Annotated in this window: 16 protein-coding genes and 1 tRNA gene; 15 read left to right on the forward strand and 2 right to left on the reverse strand. The window is 41.9% G+C overall.

Annotated elements, in window-relative coordinates; all coding sequences use genetic code 11:
• The first annotated feature begins 133 nt into the window (after positions 1 to 133).
• The 13 genes from aroQ to PSR9079_RS03820 all read left to right on the forward strand — a co-directional run bounded on the left by aroQ (position 134) and on the right by PSR9079_RS03820 (position 13,318).
• Positions 134 to 586: a type II 3-dehydroquinate dehydratase gene (gene aroQ / locus PSR9079_RS03760; protein WP_145238079.1), complete on the forward strand. Its 453-nt coding sequence runs from the start codon at positions 134 to 136 to the stop codon at positions 584 to 586.
• A gap of 33 nt (positions 587 to 619) precedes the next feature.
• Positions 620 to 1,081: an acetyl-CoA carboxylase biotin carboxyl carrier protein gene (gene accB / locus PSR9079_RS03765; RefSeq protein ID WP_149980492.1), complete on the forward strand. Its 462-nt coding sequence runs from the start codon at positions 620 to 622 to the stop codon at positions 1,079 to 1,081.
• A 26-nt stretch (positions 1,082 to 1,107) separates the two neighbouring features.
• The gene (accC, locus tag PSR9079_RS03770) at positions 1,108 to 2,448 is read left to right on the forward strand and encodes an acetyl-CoA carboxylase biotin carboxylase subunit (protein ID WP_149980493.1); all 1,341 of its coding nucleotides are present in this window, start codon (positions 1,108 to 1,110) and stop codon (positions 2,446 to 2,448) included.
• A gap of 128 nt (positions 2,449 to 2,576) precedes the next feature.
• The gene (tsaE, locus tag PSR9079_RS03775; RefSeq protein ID WP_149980494.1) at positions 2,577 to 3,050 is read left to right on the forward strand and encodes a tRNA (adenosine(37)-N6)-threonylcarbamoyltransferase complex ATPase subunit type 1 TsaE; all 474 of its coding nucleotides are present in this window, start codon (positions 2,577 to 2,579) and stop codon (positions 3,048 to 3,050) included.
• Between the two features lie 29 nt (positions 3,051 to 3,079).
• A complete protein-coding gene (locus PSR9079_RS03780) occupies positions 3,080 to 4,423 on the forward strand; it encodes an N-acetylmuramoyl-L-alanine amidase (RefSeq protein WP_149980495.1) in 1,344 nt (447 codons plus the stop codon).
• Positions 4,424 to 4,439: 16 nt separating this feature from the next.
• Positions 4,440 to 6,287 carry a DNA mismatch repair endonuclease MutL gene (mutL, locus tag PSR9079_RS03785; protein ID WP_149980496.1) on the forward strand — a complete coding sequence of 616 codons (1,848 nt, stop codon included), beginning with the start codon at positions 4,440 to 4,442 and terminating at the stop codon, positions 6,285 to 6,287.
• Between the two features lie 10 nt (positions 6,288 to 6,297).
• Complete coding sequence (gene miaA, locus PSR9079_RS03790; protein ID WP_149980497.1) at positions 6,298 to 7,215, forward strand: tRNA (adenosine(37)-N6)-dimethylallyltransferase MiaA; 918 nt, start codon at positions 6,298 to 6,300, stop codon at positions 7,213 to 7,215.
• 79 nt (positions 7,216 to 7,294) lie between these two features.
• Complete coding sequence (hfq, locus tag PSR9079_RS03795) at positions 7,295 to 7,558, forward strand: RNA chaperone Hfq (RefSeq protein ID WP_064668197.1); 264 nt, start codon at positions 7,295 to 7,297, stop codon at positions 7,556 to 7,558.
• Between the two features lie 16 nt (positions 7,559 to 7,574).
• Positions 7,575 to 8,858, forward strand: coding sequence for a ribosome rescue GTPase HflX (hflX, locus tag PSR9079_RS03800; protein WP_149980498.1), 1,284 nt, complete (start codon positions 7,575 to 7,577; stop codon positions 8,856 to 8,858).
• A gap of 106 nt (positions 8,859 to 8,964) precedes the next feature.
• On the forward strand, positions 8,965 to 10,131 hold the full coding sequence (gene hflK, locus PSR9079_RS03805; protein WP_149980499.1) for an FtsH protease activity modulator HflK: 1,167 nt from the start codon (positions 8,965 to 8,967) through the stop codon (positions 10,129 to 10,131).
• 5 nt (positions 10,132 to 10,136) lie between these two features.
• Positions 10,137 to 11,015: a protease modulator HflC gene (gene hflC, locus PSR9079_RS03810; RefSeq protein ID WP_149980500.1), complete on the forward strand. Its 879-nt coding sequence runs from the start codon at positions 10,137 to 10,139 to the stop codon at positions 11,013 to 11,015.
• Between the two features lie 217 nt (positions 11,016 to 11,232).
• The gene (locus tag PSR9079_RS03815) at positions 11,233 to 12,546 is read left to right on the forward strand and encodes an adenylosuccinate synthase (protein WP_145238109.1); all 1,314 of its coding nucleotides are present in this window, start codon (positions 11,233 to 11,235) and stop codon (positions 12,544 to 12,546) included.
• Positions 12,547 to 12,694: 148 nt separating this feature from the next.
• A complete protein-coding gene (locus tag PSR9079_RS03820; RefSeq protein ID WP_149980501.1) occupies positions 12,695 to 13,318 on the forward strand; it encodes a tetratricopeptide repeat protein in 624 nt (207 codons plus the stop codon).
• Between the two features lie 82 nt (positions 13,319 to 13,400).
• Here the strand turns inward: PSR9079_RS03820 and PSR9079_RS03825 are convergent, their stop codons facing one another.
• The gene (locus tag PSR9079_RS03825; protein WP_145238113.1) at positions 13,401 to 15,263 is read right to left on the reverse strand and encodes a cation:proton antiporter; all 1,863 of its coding nucleotides are present in this window, start codon (positions 15,261 to 15,263) and stop codon (positions 13,401 to 13,403) included.
• Between the two features lie 919 nt (positions 15,264 to 16,182).
• Between PSR9079_RS03825 and proB the strand changes: the two genes are divergently transcribed.
• Positions 16,183 to 17,289, forward strand: a complete 1,107-nt coding sequence (gene proB, locus PSR9079_RS03830; protein ID WP_145238116.1) for a glutamate 5-kinase — start codon at positions 16,183 to 16,185, stop codon at positions 17,287 to 17,289.
• Positions 17,286 to 18,533: a glutamate-5-semialdehyde dehydrogenase gene (locus PSR9079_RS03835; protein ID WP_145238119.1), complete on the forward strand. Its 1,248-nt coding sequence runs from the start codon at positions 17,286 to 17,288 to the stop codon at positions 18,531 to 18,533. Before proB ends, PSR9079_RS03835 begins: the two co-directional genes overlap by 4 nt.
• A 193-nt stretch (positions 18,534 to 18,726) precedes the next feature.
• On the opposite strand, the gene PSR9079_RS03840 is transcribed toward PSR9079_RS03835, so the two are convergent.
• Positions 18,727 to 18,802: transfer RNA gene (locus PSR9079_RS03840), tRNA-Ala, on the reverse strand.
• Between the last annotated feature and the right edge of the window lie 160 nt (positions 18,803 to 18,962).

An 18,962-nucleotide genomic window follows, 5' to 3' on the forward strand; every position in this document is an offset into this window, starting at 1 on the left:
TATTTACATCGAACTGGCTATAATAGGTGGTTAACGTGAGAAATACTTGCTATTTTAGTTTTTCCCCTCTACATTTTGCGGGGATTTCTAATCAAAATGGCTTAACTCATTATTTATAGGATTATCGCGTATTATGGCTGCAAAATTTAAACTTTTAGTTATAAATGGCCCTAACTTAAACATGCTGGGTAAACGTGAACCAGAAAAATACGGTTTACAAACACTGAGTGAGATTATGAGCGAACTAACTGAGTTTGCGCATGGTCTAGATGTTGAGCTAACGCATTTTCAAAGTAATAGTGAGCAAGCTTTAATTGAGCACATACATAGTGCATGGCAGGTCATTGATTACATTATTATCAACCCAGCGGCATTTACGCATACAAGCGTGGCTTTACGTGATGCGTTACTGGCTGTTGATATCCCGTTTTTTGAAGTGCACTTAACTAATGTGCACACGCGGGAAGCGTTTCGTCATCATTCATATTTTTCTGATGTGGCGCAGGGCGTGATATGTGGATTAGGCGCAATGGGTTATCGCGCAGCACTTGAAGCTGCGGTCAATCGGTTGCAAAACTCGAATTAATTTTAAACTAACAAACTAACAGGCGGGTCGTTCATGGATATTCGCAAGATCAAAAAACTAATTGAACTAGTAGAAGAATCAGGTATTGCTGAATTAGAAATCACCGAAGGTGAAGAATCAGTACGTATCAATCGTAATAATATGAGTGCAGGTCCTGCTTACGCTCCACATTATGCACCACAGTACGCTCCAGCACCGGCTCCAGCCCCTACAGCTGCACCTGCTGCAAACGTAGAAGCGGCAGCACCTGCCGGTCCTACTGGCCATCAAGTATTATCGCCAATGGTAGGTTCTTTCTATACAGCAGCTTCTCCTGAAGCGCCTTCATATGTAGAAGTGGGTTCACAAGTTAAAGTAGGTGATACGCTTTGCATCATCGAAGCGATGAAAATGATGAACCAAATTGAGTCAGATAAAGCGGGCACAGTGAAAGCGATTTTAGTTGAAAATGGCGAGCCAGTAGAATTTGATCAACCTTTATTCATCATTGAATAATAGCGCAACCTAAAAGGCCAACTCTAATGTTAGATAAAGTAGTCATTGCAAACCGAGGTGAAATTGCACTTCGTATATTGCGCGCCTGCAAAGAGCTTGGGATCAAAACGGTTGCTGTGCATTCAACGGCGGATCGCGATCTTAAGCATGTATTGCTTGCAGATGAAACAATATGTATTGGTAGACCTTCTGCCACTGAAAGTTACTTAGACATTCCGCGCATTATTGCGGCAGCTGAAGTAACCGATGCAGTTGCTATCCACCCGGGTTATGGTTTCCTTGCAGAAAACGCTGATTTTGCTGATCAAGTTGAACAAAGTGGTTTTGTGTTTATTGGTCCGCGCGGCGACACGATTCGTCTAATGGGCGATAAAGTATCTGCAATCGAAGCAATGCGTAAAGCTGGCGTACCATGTGTACCAGGTTCAGATGGTCCGGTATCGGATGATAAAGACCGCAACATGCAAATCGCTAAACGTATCGGTTACCCAGTGATCATCAAAGCCGCTGGTGGCGGTGGTGGTCGTGGTATGCGGGTTGTTCGCAGTGAAGCTGAGTTAATTGACTCAATCGCTTTAACGCAACAAGAAGCAAAACAGTTCTTTGGTAATAGCATGGTTTACATGGAAAAATTCCTTGAAAACCCACGTCATATCGAAGTTCAAGTATTGGCTGACGGGCAAGGTAATGCTGTTCACTTAGGTGAACGTGATTGTTCTATGCAACGTCGTCATCAAAAAGTAGTCGAAGAAGCGCCAGCACCAGGTATTACTGCTGAAGTGCGTAAGTTTATCGGTGAGCGTTGTACGCGTGCATGTATCGAAATCGGTTATCGTGGTGCGGGTACATTTGAGTTCTTATACGAAAATGGTGAGTTCTATTTCATTGAAATGAACACTCGTATTCAGGTTGAGCATCCAGTGACAGAAATGGTTACCGGTGTTGATTTGATCAAAGAGCAGTTAAAAATTGCAGCGGGCCAACCACTATCATTCACGCAAGACGATGTCGTTATCCGTGGTCATGCAATTGAGTGTCGTATTAATGCTGAAGACCCTGAAACGTTTATCCCGTCACCGGGTAAAATTACGCGTTTCCACCCAGCAGGTGGTTTAGGTATTCGTTGGGACAGCCATATTTATGCTGACTACACAGTGCCACCACACTATGATTCAATGATTGGTAAATTAATTACTTACGGTGAAAACCGTAATGTAGCAATTGCCCGTGCACGTAACGCATTGAATGAGCTTGTGATTGACGGTATTAAAACGAATACGCCATTACATAAGCGCATCTTAGCGGATGAAAACTTCCAAAATGGTGGCACTAACATCCACTATCTTGAGAAAAAATTAGGTCTATAATCCTAATTACAAAAAAAACCGGCAACTTTGCCGGTTTTTTTGTGTCTATAAGTGTCGATTCTCGCCTTAGCAAAATAATCTGGTATGATTAACAAGTTATCGTTTTTAATACTATCCATGAGGTTAGAATGACGCACTGTGTTGGTTTTCAACTCGCTGATGAAGCTGCAACGGTTAAAATGGGCAATCAACTTGCTATGCTAATGGAGCAAGGGGCAGTTATTTACTTACACGGTGATTTGGGAGCAGGCAAAACCACCTTAACACGTGGTGTGATCCAAGGCTTTGGTCATCAAGGCAAAGTTAAGAGTCCAACTTATACGCTGGTGGAGCCTTATGAGTTGGCAACGGCCAATGTTTATCATTTTGATTTATATCGTTTAGGCGACCCAGAAGAATTAGAATACATGGGTATTCGAGATTATTTTTCGCCAACAGCTATTTGTGTGGTGGAATGGCCTGAAAAAGGCGGCGAGTTTATCCCAACACCAGACTTAGATATTACTTTACGTTATGTCGGCGATGCACGAGCAATTGAGATCCAAAGTATTAGCCCGCGTGGTCACCGTATCGTGGATAAACTCAAAAACCATAGTGAATAACAACAAATAACAAGGGTGTGAAGATACCGATGAGTCGAGTTGTCATAAAGTGGATGGGTGCTTTTTTGCTGTTAGCAATCAGTGCTAATCTCTATGCACAAAATACTATCAATAGTGTACGGGTGTGGCCATCGCCAGATAGTACGCGGGTAGTATTCGACTTAACGGATAAGCCCGACTTCAGTTATTTTATGCTAAAAAATCCACTGCGCTTAGTGGTCGATTTAGAAAATACAGATAAAATAAAAGACCTACCAACTATTCCCAGTAAGCATCAAATCGTCAGTAAACTACGTTACTCGAAAGCGAAAAGCAGCCAGGGGGTACGATTTGTTTTTGAGCTTACAGGGGCCGTTAAACCGGTGATTTTTGCATTGGCGCCAACGGGACCTTATAAAAATCGTTTAGTGGTCGACTTATATGACAAAAATCAAGCAGAGCCAGTAGCTGCAACGAGTAATACTGCGGTTAAAAAGCGTGAGCTTAATCAACAACGCGATATTATTATTGCTATTGATGCAGGCCATGGCGGCGAAGACCCTGGGTCAATTGGTCCTTCTGGTACTTATGAAAAAGATATCACACTACAAATCGCCAAACGCTTAGAGCGGATGATTGATGCCGAGCGCGGGATGATTTCGCGAATGGTGCGAAGTGGAGATTACTTTGTCAAACTTAATACCCGCACTAGCCGTGCAAGGCAGAAAAAGGCTGACTTTTTAGTTTCAATTCATGCGGATGCATTTACTAGCCCGCAACCAAATGGCGCCTCTGTTTGGGTGTTATCACTTCGTCGTGCTAATTCAGAAATTGGTAAATGGATAGAAGATAAAGAAAAACATTCAGAGTTACTCGGTGGTGCTGCTGGAGTGATTAAAGACACGGCCAGTGAAAAGTACTTGGCGCAGGCGCTGTTGGATATGTCGATGGATCATTCGATGAAAACCGGTTTCAGCGTTGCGGAAGGCATGGTTCAAGAGCTTAAAAAGGTCGCTAAGTTACATAAAAAAGAGCCGCAAGCGGCTAGCCTAGCGGTATTAAAGTCACCAGATATTCCATCTATTTTGGTCGAAACTGGGTTTATTTCAAACCCACGCGAAGAAAAACTATTAAAAAGTGCTAATCACCAAGAGCGCTTAGCGAAAGCAATATTTACTTCTATCAAAAGTTATTATCTGAAAAATCCTCCGGATGATTCGCTGTTTGCGTCGTTAAAATCGCAATATCCCACTAAACATAAAGTTCGTCCTGGTGAGTCGTTAAGTTTGTTAGCTAGTCGCTATGGGGTATCGGTGGGTAAGCTTAAGCAAGTCAATCAATTAAAATCTAATACCTTGTTTATTGGTCAAGAGTTAGACATTCCGCAAAGTTAAAATCGTTAGGATCAGTATGAGCATTGAAATATTACCCGCGCGATTAGCTAACCAAATTGCTGCGGGCGAAGTGGTTGAGAGACCCGCATCTGTGGTCAAAGAACTCGTTGAAAATAGCCTAGATGCAGGCGCAACACGTATTCAAATTGATATTGAGCGCGGCGGTCATAAGCTTATTCGCATTCGTGATAACGGTTCAGGCATTGATAAAGACGAGCTCACGTTGGCGCTTTCTCGCCATGCTACTAGTAAATTAAAGTCCCTTGATGATTTAGAAAATATTTGTTCTTTGGGCTTTCGCGGCGAAGCATTGGCGTCCATTAGTTCGGTATCGCGTTTGACGCTTAGCTCAAAAACCAAACAGCAAGAGGCGGCTTGGCAAGCATTTGCGCAGGGGCGAGATATGGCAGTGCAGATTAAACCCACAGCTCACCCTGACGGCACAACCATTGAAGTTAAAGACTTATTTTTTAATACGCCCGCTAGACGTAAATTTTTACGCACCGAAAAAACCGAATTCACTCACATTGATGAGTTGATAAAGCGTATTGCCCTGAGCCGTTTTGATGTGTCAATTACCCTCACCCATAACGATAAAGTAGTGCGTCAATATCGTGCTAAAACCGACCCTGCACAGGCTATTGCTCGGGTTGCTCAGGTTGCAGGTAAAGCCTTTGCTGAGCAGGGGTTATATATTGAGTCAGGCGATACAGGCTTGCAGCTACATGGTTGGGTGCTACCGGTCGGATCGAGTAATACTACGCAATATACCTATGTAAATAATCGTATGATGCGCGATAAGCTTATTTCTCATGCCATTCGCCAAGCGTTCGAAGAAGTCGCAGGCCAAGAAGAGCTACCGGGCTTTGTTATTTATATCGACATTGATCCGCGTCAAGTGGATGTAAACGTGCATCCTGCGAAACACGAAGTGCGTTTTCATCAAGGTCGCTTAGTGCATGACTTTATTTTGCAGGCAATTAAACAAGTCGTGGTGCCGCTTCAAGATGAGTTTGCTGGTGTTACTAAGCATGTTGATTCGCAACACAGCGATGCTAAAGCAGCGCATACAGCAACACCCGCTCACTCCAGCAATACAGCAGGCAGTTTGTTTGATTATCCTAAGTCGCACTTACAACCAGCGGAGCAAGCTCGCTACGGTGCTAATCCAGCACCTAGTGGTGGTGGATATGCAGGTTCAAGCGAGCGAAGCAAGCAAGCGAGCCGGACAAATCATCAAGATGTGAGTGCGTTTTATCAAGGGGTCAATGAGCAACACGCCAGCCATTTTGATCAACCTATTGGCGTTACTCAAGAAGTAGCACCATTGTTACAGACGCAAAGTGCGCAGCCGTTGCTGGTACAAAGTGATGGCGGTTGTGTATTTAGCCTGCAACAGCAATTATATTGCTCACACTTTAAATATTTATTAGTCAATGATTGGCTTGAGCTTATTGCTGAGCAAGGCAGCTTAGAAGGAAAAGCCTTACTATTGCCTGTGCGAGTTAATATCAGTAAAGAAGACAGCCAAAGCTTAACACAGCAACAATCATGGTTTACCTTGCTGGGCTTTGAGTTATTGATTGAAAAGCAATTTGTGATGGTTAAAAAGTTGCCACAGAGTTTGTATCTGCTTGATGTGAGCCAAGCCGTAGATGCGCTATTAAAAGCCACTAAGGCTGAGCTTAATAGTGTGGAGCAATGGCTAAACTGGCAGCTTAGCCAAGTGCCCGAGCGCTTTTTTGCCAGCCAAGCTTTTGCCTTGGCGGTTACGCGAATGCAAAATAATCCGCAAACAATCCAGCGTTTATCTGCAAAAGCAGTTAAAATAGATTTAAGTTATTTTTTAGCACAGTTAGATTAAGGTTATCGAGTTGAGTAATTTACCGGTCATTTTTTTAATGGGCCCAACCGCTGCAGGCAAAACTGCATTAGCAATCGCCTTATGCCAACATTTAAAAACTGAAATAATCAGCGTCGATTCAGCCTTAGTGTATAAAGATATGAACATAGGTACGGCAAAACCAGATCAACATGAGTTAGCGCTTGCGCCACACCATTTAATTGATCTAATCGACCCTAGCGAAAGTTACTCAGTAGCTGATTTTCGTCGTGATGCAATTGAAAAGATTGACCAATTTCACCAACAAGGTAAAGTGCCTGTATTAGTTGGTGGTACAATGATGTACTTTAAAGCGTTAATTGATGGATTATCGCCATTACCTGAAGCATGCCCGGTAGTACGAGCAGAGCTTGAGCAACAAGCCAAGCAACATGGCTGGCCGGCACTTTATAAAGAGCTTGAGATAATTGATCCGCAAGCGGCACAAAAAATGAGCGAGAATGACTCGCAACGTATTAACCGCGCCCTTGAAGTTTACCGATTAACGGGTAAAACAATGACTGAATTACAAAAAAGTAAGCAGCCGAGTTTACCGTATACTTTTCATCAATTTGCTATCGCGCCTGATGATCGCGCCGATTTACACCAGCGAATTGAACAAAGGTTTAAAATAATGCTTGAGCAGGGGTTTGAAAATGAAGTTTCATCCCTATATCAACGTAAGGATTTACACCCTAACTTACCTTCCATTCGTTGCGTGGGTTATAGACAAATGTGGGATTACATTGCTGGCGAGATTGATTACGATGAAATGGTCTTTCGCGGTATTGCAGCAACACGACAGCTTGCTAAGCGTCAATTGACGTGGCTAAGAGGTTGGCCCGATGTAACGTGGTTAACAACGGGTGATGAAGAAAACTTGCAACGTGTTGTAAGTTCGCTAAGCTAGTAGTAGTTGAAATTTTTTAGCTTTGTTAAATGAGTTCAGCCACTTAATTATAATAACACCTAGAACGAAGGAAAATAACATGGCAAAAGGCCAATCGTTACAAGACCCATTTTTGAATGCGCTACGTCGTGAGCGTATTCCAGTATCAATCTTTTTGGTTAATGGCATCAAACTACAAGGTAAGATCCAGTCATTTGATCAATTTGTTATTTTACTAGAAAACACCGTGAATCAAATGGTGTATAAACATGCGATTTCTACCGTAGTTCCTGCTCGTGCTGTTAACTTCCAAGGTATTCAAGGAAGCGAAGACGGTGAAGAGCCTGAAGCTGGAAATTTTTAAATTAGGAGCATAATGTTTGTTTGACCGTTATGAAGCCGGCGAACAGGCAGTCTTAGTTCATATCGACTTTCCAAAAGAAGGGGATCGTGAAGATCTTCATGAATTGGAAATGTTGGTATCTTCTGCTGGTGTTAGCAGTTTGGCGGTTGTGCAAGGCAGCCGTCAAGCACCACATCCGAAACTATTCGTCGGTACCGGAAAGGCTGAAGAAATCGCTGAGATTGTCAAAATCCACAACGCAGATGTCGTCATTTTTAATCATCAACTCAGACCGTCACAGGAACGCAATTTAGAACGCGTTTGCCAATGTCGTGTGCTTGATAGAACGACGCTTATTCTTGATATTTTTGCGCAACGTGCACGTACCCATGAAGGTAAGTTGCAGGTTGAGCTAGCACAATTGCGTCATATGTCGACGCGTTTGATCCGAGGCTGGACGCATCTTGAACGCCAAAAAGGCGGGATCGGTTTGCGCGGGCCTGGTGAAACTCAGCTAGAAACAGATCGACGTTTATTGCGAGTTCGTATTCAAAGTATTCGCGCGCGTTTAGAGAAAGTGGCAGTGCAGCGTGAGCAAGGTAGACGTGCTCGTAACCGCAATGAAATTCCTACGGTGTCGTTGGTAGGGTATACCAATGCGGGTAAGTCGACGTTATTTAATCGCATTACTAACTCTAATGTGTATGCTGCTGATCAACTGTTCGCGACGCTTGATCCAACCTTACGCAAACTCGAAATAGAAGATGTTGGTTCGATAATTTTAGCCGATACCGTTGGCTTTATTCGTCATTTACCCCATGACCTAGTTGCCGCATTTAAAGCGACGCTAACCGAAACTCGTGAAGCTGATTTACAACTTCATGTGGTCGATGTTGCGGATCATCGTCGTAAAGAGAATATTGAACAGGTACAATCGGTTCTTAAAGAAATAGAAGCTGATGAAGTGCCGCAATTGTTGGTTTACAACAAAATTGATGCGCTTGAAGATATTGAACCACGTATTGACCGTGACGATGAAGGCATGCCTATTAGAGTATGGTTGTCGGCACACAGTGGCGCAGGGTGTGAACTATTGTCTGAAGCTATCAGCGAGCTGTTAGCAAAGAAAATGTTTGTTCATACGCTTAAATTAGCTCCGCAATATGGTCGTTTACGTGCTGCGTTGTTCAATTTAAATGCCGTGCATCAAGAAGACTTTGATGAACAGGGTCATTGGTTACTTGCTACTCGACTGCCTATGGTAGAATGGAATCGTTTAAGAAAAGAGTTTGGTCCTGAAATCGACGCTTTTATTTCGTAATTCGAAAAAACTACTGCACAATGTCATTTTTAGTATGAGAACTGCGGTATTTTTGTTAGATTTAACGTAATTACCTAAATTATTTAGATAACAATGGAGTATAGCTATGGCCTGGAATGAACCGGGTAATAATGGCAATGACAAAGATCCGTGGAACAAAAAAGGCGGACGTGATCAAGGCCCACCTGACTTAGACGAGGTGTTTCGTAAATTCAGCAGCAAGTTTGGTGGCTTATTTGGCGGTAAAAAATCCGGCAATGGCGGCGGCGGACTTGGTGGAGCTGGTCTTTCATTTGTACTGATCATTGCTGCAATTGTATGGGCATTGAGCGGTATTTATACCGTGAAAGAAGCAGAGCGCGGCATCGTTTTACATTTTGGTCAATTTGACCGCATTGCAGATCCAGGTCTGCGTTGGAAAATGACGTTTATTGAAACGGTAATTCCGGTTGATATTGAAGCCGTTCGCTCATTATCGACGTCTGGTTTTATGCTCACTGAAGATGAAAACGTGGTAAGCGTTGAGTTTCAGGTGCAATACCGTGTTATTGACCCTTTCCTATACAAATTTAGTGTAACTAATGCTGATTCTAGCTTAGAAGAAGCGCTAGAGAGTGCACTGCGTTATGTTGTTGGTCATTCAAAAATGGACCAAGTATTAACGAATGGCCGTGAGGTTGTGCGTCAAAATACCTGGGATGAACTGAATAAAATCGTCGAACCGTATAACTTAGGTTTGATCGTAACTGACGTTAACTTTAAAGACTCACGCCCACCGGCTGAAGTTAAAGACGCGTTTGATGATGCCATTGCCGCACAAGAAGATGAACAACGTTTTATTCGTGAAGCTGAAGCATACGCGCGTGAAATTGAACCACGTGCTCGTGGTCAAGTTACTCGTATGACGCAAGAAGCTGAAGGTTACGGCGAGCGCATTATTTTAGAAGCACAAGGTGAAGTCGCGCGTTTTGAAAAGTTATTACCTGAATATCAGGCTGCTAAGCGTGTAACCCGTGAGCGTTTATATATTGATGCCATGGAAGAAGTGCTAGGCAACAGTTCAAAAGTCCTAGTTGATGTTAAGGGCGGCAATAATATGATGTATTTACCGCTTGATAAAATCATGGATAAGCAAGGGAACGCAACCCGTGTTGCATTACCTAGCTCAAGTGATATTAACGACTTACGCAATAAAGTTAATACATCGCGCAATAGCACTGTGAACTCAAGTTCAGACCGCTTTGGTGCTGATCGCTTTAACGACGGGAGATAAGCGCAATGAAAAACTTTAGTTTAGTTATATTATTAGCGGCCGTTGTGTTGTCTTTTTCGTCAGTGTTCGTAGTACCTGAAGGGCAAAAAGCAATTGTTATGCTATTCAGTAAAGTGCAAAAAGACAGTGATGATAAAGCAATTGTTTATGGCCCTGGCTTACAATTCAAAGTGCCTTTCTTTAGCCAAGTACGCCGTATTGATGCGCGTATTCAAACTTTAGATGGTACGCCAGATCGTTTTGTTACTAGCGAGAAAAAAGACTTAATCGTTGATTCTTACGTTAAATGGCGTGTTAGTGATTTTAGTGCTTTTTACTTACGTGCCCGTGGTGATAAGCAATACGCTGAAGCATTACTTAAGCAAAAAGTAAATAATGGTCTACGTACTAACTTTGGTTCACGTACTATCCGTGAGATTGTTTCCGGTGAGCGTAGCGAGTTAATGGAAGAAGCATTAGTTCAAGCTTCTGAAAGTGCTCAAGAGCTTGGTATTGAAGTACTTGATGTACGTGTTAAGCAAATCAATTTACCGTCAGAAGTGAGTAATTCGATTTACCAACGTATGCGTGCAGAGCGTACTGCTGTTGCTAAAGAGCATCGCTCTGAAGGTCAAGAAAAAGCCGAAACGATTCGCGCTGACATTGACCGTCGTGTCACAGTAATGCTGGCTGATGCTGAGCGTAATGCCCGTACCGTTCGCGGTGAAGGCGATGCAAAAGCTGCGGCTATTTATGCCAATGCGTACAATAAAGATGCTGAATTCTTTGGTTTTGTACGTTCATTAGAGGCCTATAAAAAGACCTTTAAAGATAAGCAAGACGTAATGGTATTATCACCAGACAGTGACTTCTTTAGATATATGAAAGGTGCTGCAGCGCAGTAATCTTTTTCTAAATCTAGCACAAATCCAAACCCTGTGTATGCAGGGTTTTTCTTTTAGTAAGATGAATTTTCATGAGTAACTTAATGTTATTCAACCAGTTAATTTTTATTGCAAAGGTCGTTGTACGACTGCGCAGAAAAAATAACCTAAACGGGGGTGATCTTTCCCCTCATTATCTGGTAAAATCTCGTCCTAATTTTTTCTAAGTGAATTTACAATGGGTAAAAACGTTGTTGTATTAGGCACCCAATGGGGTGACGAAGGTAAGGGTAAGGTAGTTGACCTCCTTACAGACAAAGCATCTTTAGTAGTTCGTTACCAAGGTGGCCATAACGCTGGTCATACACTGGTAATCGAAGGTGAAAAGACAGTTTTACACCTTATTCCATCGGGTGTATTACGTGACAATGTTAAGTGTGTGATTGGTAATGGTGTTGTTGTTTCACCAGAAGCGCTAATGAAAGAGATTGGCATGCTTGAAGAACGTGGCGTACCAGTACGTGAACGTTTATTGATCAGTGAAGCATGTCCGCTTATTTTGCCTTTCCACATCGCATTAGATGTAGCTCGTGAAAAAGCACGTGGTAATAAAGCGATTGGTACAACAGGTCGCGGCATAGGTCCTGCTTATGAAGATAAAGTAGCCCGTCGTGGTTTGCGTATCGGTGATTTATTCAACCCTGAATTATTCGCTGCGAAGCTTAAAGAAGTATTGGAATACCATAACTTCACTTTAGTAAATTATTACAAAGTAGATGCGGTAGATTTCCAACAGACGTTTGATGATGCAATGGCTGTTGCAGATATCCTTAAAGCAATGGTTGTTGATGTAACTGAGTTACTTGATCAAACGCGTTTAGCGGGCGACAACATCTTGTTTGAAGGCGCGCAAGGTACATTACTTGATATCGATCACGGTACTTATCCATATGTAACGTCTTCAAATACCACTGCCGGTGGCGTTGCTACAGGTGCTGGTTTTGGTCCGTTAAATCTTGATTATGTACTAGGTATTATCAAAGCTTACACCACGCGTGTTGGTTCTGGTCCTTTCCCTACTGAGCTTTACGACGGTTTAGAAAAACAAGACCCAGTTGGTAAGCACTTAGGTACCGTAGGTCATGAGTTTGGTGCAACGACTGGTCGCTTACGTCGTACTGGTTGGTTAGATGCTGTGGCTATGCGCCGTGCAGTACAAATTAACTCTATCTCAGGTTTTTGTTTAACTAAACTAGACGTGTTAGATGGTCTAGAAACACTAAAAATCTGTACTGGTTATCAGTTAGAAGATGGCACTATCACTAATGTGACGCCACTTGCTGCTGAAGGTTATGATAAAGTAACGCCAGTATATGAAGAGATGCCTGGTTGGACTGAAAATACAGTGGGTGCTACTACTGTTGAGCAGCTACCAAAAGCGGCACTAGATTACATCAAACGCATTGAAGAAATCACCGGTGTACCTGTTGATATTATTTCTACAGGTCCTGACCGTGTAGAAACTATGGTGTTACGCAGTCCGTTTGCATAATTACTAATAGTACTAAAAAAGCTGCCTTGTGCAGCTTTTTTTGTGTCTGGGGATAGTGTTTATAATAAATAAGCTATTTATAAATTTCATTATGGAACGATCTTTGTATAAACTTTAGCAAGATGGTTTTTAATTTAAAGTGACCTAAATGCGTTTGTTAACTTGTTTATCATTAGTGCCGTTATCGTTTTTGCTGGCAAGCCACGCCAAGTCTGAAGAGACCATAGCTGCCGTGCCACTATATACAGAAACTGAGCTGCTTGCTTTGATCAATAGTAATACACATCTTGCGCGAGTAAAGGCAGATGACTGCCAGTTAGTACAAGATATCGAAGCACGAGCCAATAAAATGGCACTGCCTTCTTATCAATTTTTATATGGCGATATGCTGGCGTATGCGGTGTGTGTTGATCGTAATGTAGAGCTTGGTGTGTATTATATGCGTCAAGCAGCACAGCAAGGCTTAGCGGCGGCATTAGAGCAACTCGGGCGATACTATGACACGGGCCGATTGGTGCAAAAGGATAAAGCGCTTGCTGTGACTTACCTACGTGAAGCTTCATCACAAGGAAATTTAAAAGCACAATTGCGGTTAGTTAATTTATTTAATCAAGGCTATGGTAGTCCACGTGATTACGAAGACGCGTATCGTTGGTTATTTCATAGCATGGTTGCAGATAAAGCAACCCATAAAAAGATTGAACGCTCACTAGCCCAATTGGCGCAAAAAATGCCCGATAGTGTAGTAGCGCGTGCACGATTGCCATTGTAGGTTTGAGTAGATTAGTTAGCGAGTTAGAAAACTAGCGAGTTGAAAGTAAAAGGGCTAGGTGCGATACCTAGCCCTTTTCGTTTTACTCTTTTATTTCTTTCGGTTCTTTGTTTTTACCATTATTAGGATCTTTCAATACCGACATTTTTGGTGGCAGCATCGCGACGACACGTTCACCTTCTTGCGGCGGTTTTTCCATATTAATAGTAAACGGACGCAGTTTAATAGGGCTATCATCATCACTATCTTTGTCACCATTGAGGATGAATAACGGAATTGCATCGCTGTTCATCTCTTGGTATTTGCCCCAGTTAAACTCTTCAGAAATTCGCGTTACACTGACCTTGCCGCCTTTGGCAATTAAGCTACTTAAACGTGCATAAGAGCCGCTGTCACCAAACAAAATTTGCCGAGATAGAAACGTCGCGCTGTCTTTGTTTGCTTTGGCGTGAGAGGTCGAAGAACGCAATGAAAAGACGTTCTTTTCATTCAATAAATGTGAAAAATACTGCACGCCTAGCGCGTTATGATGGCGGTTTGGCGAAAGCGCCATTACGCTGCGTAGAGTTGTCAGGGGTAAGTAACGTTCAGCATGTTCTGATTGCGGGTTACCATAATAACAAGGCAGCCCATCCATACGTGCCATGCGGCAGTTTTCCCAAGCTGGATCTGATAAGTGTACTTGAATATTTTGCTCTTTTAGCCCACAAGCAATGGCACGAGCGACATGGTTTGCACCAATGATCAAAATAGTATTCGGTGAAGGCTGACGAACCCCTAATAGCTTCGCAATCGGAATCGCAGTTAAGCTTTGCAGAACTACTGTGATAATGATAACGGTAAAAATCAGTGGCACCATTTTCTCGGCATCAGCAACACCAGCTTCCATCATACTAATAGCAAAAACAGAGCCTACCGCTGCTGCGACAATACCGCGCGGAGCAATCCACGCGAGTACTAAGCGAGATTTAATTGGTAGCTCAGTGCCGAAAGTGGAGATCGCAATACACAATGGGCGAGCGATAAATAATACGATAGCCAAAAAGATAAACACATCGGCATCAAGCATCATTAAATCAGCTAATTCTAAACGCGCAGCAAGCAAAATGAATAAGGTTGAAATTAAGATCATAGACAGATCTTCTTTAAACTCTAAAACAGAATCAATTTCTAAATCGTCTTGGTTCGCTAACCAAATACCAAATACAGTAACCGCTAATAGACCTGACTCATGGCTCAAATGATTTGAGACTGTAAAGCTAATAAGTACCAGAGCTAAGATGCCGAATTTATGTAATTCAAATGGTAGCCATTCGCGGCGGATCAGTAACGTTGTAAGCCAACCTGCGACCACGCCAATAGATAAACCGACTCCTAAGGTTTTAAACAAGGCGATTACGGTATGGATAAACACTTCACCTTGACCAACTAGCATTACCGCTTCAAATACTAAAACCGCAAATAAAGCACCAATTGGGTCAATAACAATGCCCTCCCAGCGTAGTATGCGATCAATGTCTTGGGTTGGCCGCATTGAGTTTAATAGCGGTGCAATAACTGTTGGGCCAGTAACAACCAATACCGCACCGAGCACCGCTGCTACACGCCAGTTGAGTTCTAAAATCCAATAGGCACTGAGACTTATCACTATACAAGTCGTAATCATGCCAATAGAGCACAAGTTACGGACTACCTTGCCAATACCTTTGAGTTCTCGAAAGTGTAGAGTTAAAGAACCTTCAAATAAGATCACCGCAACACTGAGCGAGACGACAGGAAAGAGTAAATCACCAAGCAGTGCATCTGGATCAAGTAAACCCGTAGCAGGGCCAAGCAATAGGCCTGTAAGTAACAAAAATAAAATAGCTGGGACACGAAAACCCCATGCTATCCATTGGGCGAGAACCGAACATAGAGCGATCCCTGCGATATAAATAGCTGACATAGATGAAGTATTCCTTATTTATTACAACAGTTAGGAGTAAACCTTTCGATACTTATAATACAGGGGTATACACGTGTATGTTAATTTTTCCTAATAGAATTTTAGCTGTTTACGAACTTATTTGTAGAAGAAATGATAATTTATTGGTTTTAAAATATTTGAAACAAATTAAACTCTGTTTAACCAACTGAATCTTAAAGACTTTAAAATTTATTGGCTGCAATAGTAAGCCGAGTGAATAAAATATAGTCTTGATCTTTAGGCTAAAAGTAGCGTAATATAGTTAGTGTTCAAACAATTAGTCATCTAATTAGTTACTTGTTAGGTCTAAGCGAATACATATAGTTATTTTTAAGTTGCTTTAAATTACAACAACTTAGATTGAGGTCACTATATTTATATGCTTAAAAATCAATTTGTTAATTGTTTTGAATGCAGTTTGTACAATTTTACTCATTTTTAGTAATTAGTTAATTTGAACATAAATTACATTTTATTGTGATTCATATTGTTTGAGTTGAACTGTTACTTACTCAATATTTGACACCCATCGTGGTGAGCAAATCTCGGTCCTTGAGTCATCACCCTATCTGTTGGTGTACCAGACTTTAGAGGCTCTATGTATGTTGTTAATAAAAAAGCTTCACACAGCTTTTTACAGCGATGCATAAACAACACTTTTTATTTACTTTATAACTGTTCAGTCTTAATGATTGAGCCAAAGTTATGCTATATCTAACGCACTTTGTTAATTAACTAAGTGAGCGTTTCCGGCTGAGTATTAAAAAGTGATGGCTAAAGAAAGTGAGCAAAAGCAAGTGCAAATTGTTAACTCGTAACCTAGGTAAACACTAGGTGGTTGTTTTCAGATTTATCCAAACTAGGGTAAGTCACAGTTAAAATGGAAAGTTGAACATTTATGCAAAAGTTAAATTGGCGACGTATCGTATTAAAAGTAGGTAGCGCATTGATTGCACCTGATCAAGATGGTTGTCGCTCACGCTATTTATTAACCATCGCTCAGTTTATTGTTCGTTGTCGTAGTCAAGGAATTGAAGTTATTTTAGTTTCGTCAGGCTCAGTTGCCGCTGGCGCGCATTTATTTCCGAAGACACAAGAGCGCACTGTGGCAATGAAAAAGGCCATGGCAGCAGCAGGGCAAACCGAAATGATGGCTATGTGGGACCGCTTTTTTGATTTCCCATCGGCGCAGATTTTATTAACTCATGGTGACTTACGTGACCGTGAGCGTTATGAGAGTATTAGAGAAACTGTTTTCACTTTGTTGGATCATGGTGTGCTGCCAATCATGAATGAAAATGATACGGTGACAACTGATGATTTAAAAGTCGGTGATAATGATAACTTATCGGCAATGGTCGCTGCAGCAGCAGATGCTGATGCATTGATGATTTTTTCAGATGTGGATGGGCTTTATGATAAAAACCCTAATTTGCACGACGATGCAATATTACTGCCTGAAATTAAATCAATTGATGAATCAATCTATGCTATGGCAGGATCTGCTACCAGTGCGGTTGGTACAGGTGGTATGAAAACTAAAATTGAAGCAGCTGAAAAAGCGACTTCACATGGTATTACTACTTATATAATTAATGGTTTTAAAGAGCAGACATTTACAAAACTGCTGGAAGGTGAGAACCCAGGTACTATTTTCTTACCGTACGAAAAACCGATGCAAGAAGCTGTTCACTGGATGACTCATACTGCAAGTGAGCAAGGTGAAGTCGTTGTCGCAGGTTCATACGATGAGTCTTTAGAAGGTGAAACTGGCTGTATCCGTGGCGATGAAATTGTCGCAGTGCATGGTGAGTTTGCAATTGGCGATACCATTTTGGTACGTAGCAGCGACGGCACTCGATTAGCCAAAGCAACTGCAAATTACAGTAGTTGTTTATTGAATTTTATAGCTGATAACGAACAAAGCGAATTTAGCGACAAGATGCAAGATTCGATTGGTCCCGTTATTTCAGAGAAAGATATCGCATTATTGGAGAAGTCATGAGTTTAATTACAGATATTTCACGTCAGGCAGCAAAAGCGGCACATCAGTTAGCCTTACTCGATACCGAGACCAAAAATCAGGTGCTACTGGATATGGCTGCAGCATTACGCCAACAAAAAGCATTTATTATTAAAGAGAACGAAAGTGATTTAGCCGCAGCCCGCGATAACAATCTAGCAGCCGCTATGATTGACCGTTTAACGCTCAATGACGAACGTATTGAAGCGATGGCTGAAGGCATTGAAGTGATTGTAAGCCTTGATGATCCTGTGGGTCAATTACGCGATATTACTGAACGTCCTAACGGGATTAAAATTCGTAAAATGCGCGTACCACTTGGTGTGGTATGTATGATTTATGAAGCGCGTCCAAATGTAACCGCTGATGCTGGAGCGTTATGCTTCAAATCAGGTAATGGGGTTATTTTACGTGGTGGTAAAGAGGCGCTTAAAAGCTCGCAAGCAATTGCGAGTGTCATGCATCAAGTATTAGAGCAGCATAATTTACCGGCAGCGTTAATCTCCGTTATTCCAGATCCAGACCGCGGATTATTAATGGAATTGATGCAGCAACGTGACAGCATTGACTTAATTATTCCACGCGGCGGCGAAGGGCTAATTAACTTTGTAACAGATAACAGTACAATTCCTGTGATCCAGCATTTTAAAGGTGTGTGTCATTTATACGTAGATAAAGACGCTGACTTAGAAGTGGCGATTAACTTGCTACTGAACGGTAAAACTCAGCGTACTGGCGTATGTAATGCATTAGAAGGCCTTGTCGTTCATCAGGATGTTGCCGATGAGTTTTTAAATTTATGTGCTGTTGTATTACGCCAAGAAGGTGTAAAAATAAATGCAGATAGCCAAGCCGCACAATATTTTGATGATGCAACAGTGCTTGCGCCAGAGGAATTTGGCGAAGAATATTTAGATTTAGAAATCGCGATTCGTGTAGTACCAGATTTTGCTGGTGCAATTGAGCATATTGCGCAATTTGGTTCAAACCATACGGAAGTTATTTGCACTAAAAACCAAGCCGCGGCTGAATTGTTCCAGCGCAGTGTTGATGCCTCAGTAGTGATGGTTAATACCTCATCACGCTTCTCTGATGGCTCACAGTTAGGTTTAGGTGCAGAGATTGGTATCGCAACGTCAAAATTACACGCTTACGGCCCAATGGGCTTAGAATCATTAACGACGGAGAAATACCTCGTCAATGGTGTAGGTCAAATTCGCGAATAATTGGTAGTCGAATAACCAAATTAAAATGCCGAGTTTATGCTCGGCATTTTTGATCGTAAATACCATGCAGCGCACAACTGATAGCTAAAAAATAACTAACATAAAATAAACAGTTTTTTGATTAAAATGAGAAAGATTTAAAAATTGAATTTGGCATGAGAGCCATAGTGATAAAAATTGAAGAGTAGGAAAGTGGTGGAGCTAAGCAGGATCGAACTGCTGACCTCCTGCGTGCAAGGCAGGCGCTCTCCCAGCTGAGCTATAGCCCCACATTCCTAAAGTTACGAATTTCGTAACCTACTTGAGGTTCCGTTTCAAGCGGGACGAACTTTAATGAGATTTCTAAATTTGGTCAAGTATTATTTATATATTTTTTGAATTTTTACGCAAACAATGAATTTTTGGTAGACTAACGGTCACTGGATAACA

It is taken from the genome of Pseudoalteromonas rhizosphaerae, from assembly GCF_902498845.1.
Lineage (GTDB): Bacteria > Pseudomonadota > Gammaproteobacteria > Enterobacterales > Alteromonadaceae > Pseudoalteromonas > Pseudoalteromonas rhizosphaerae.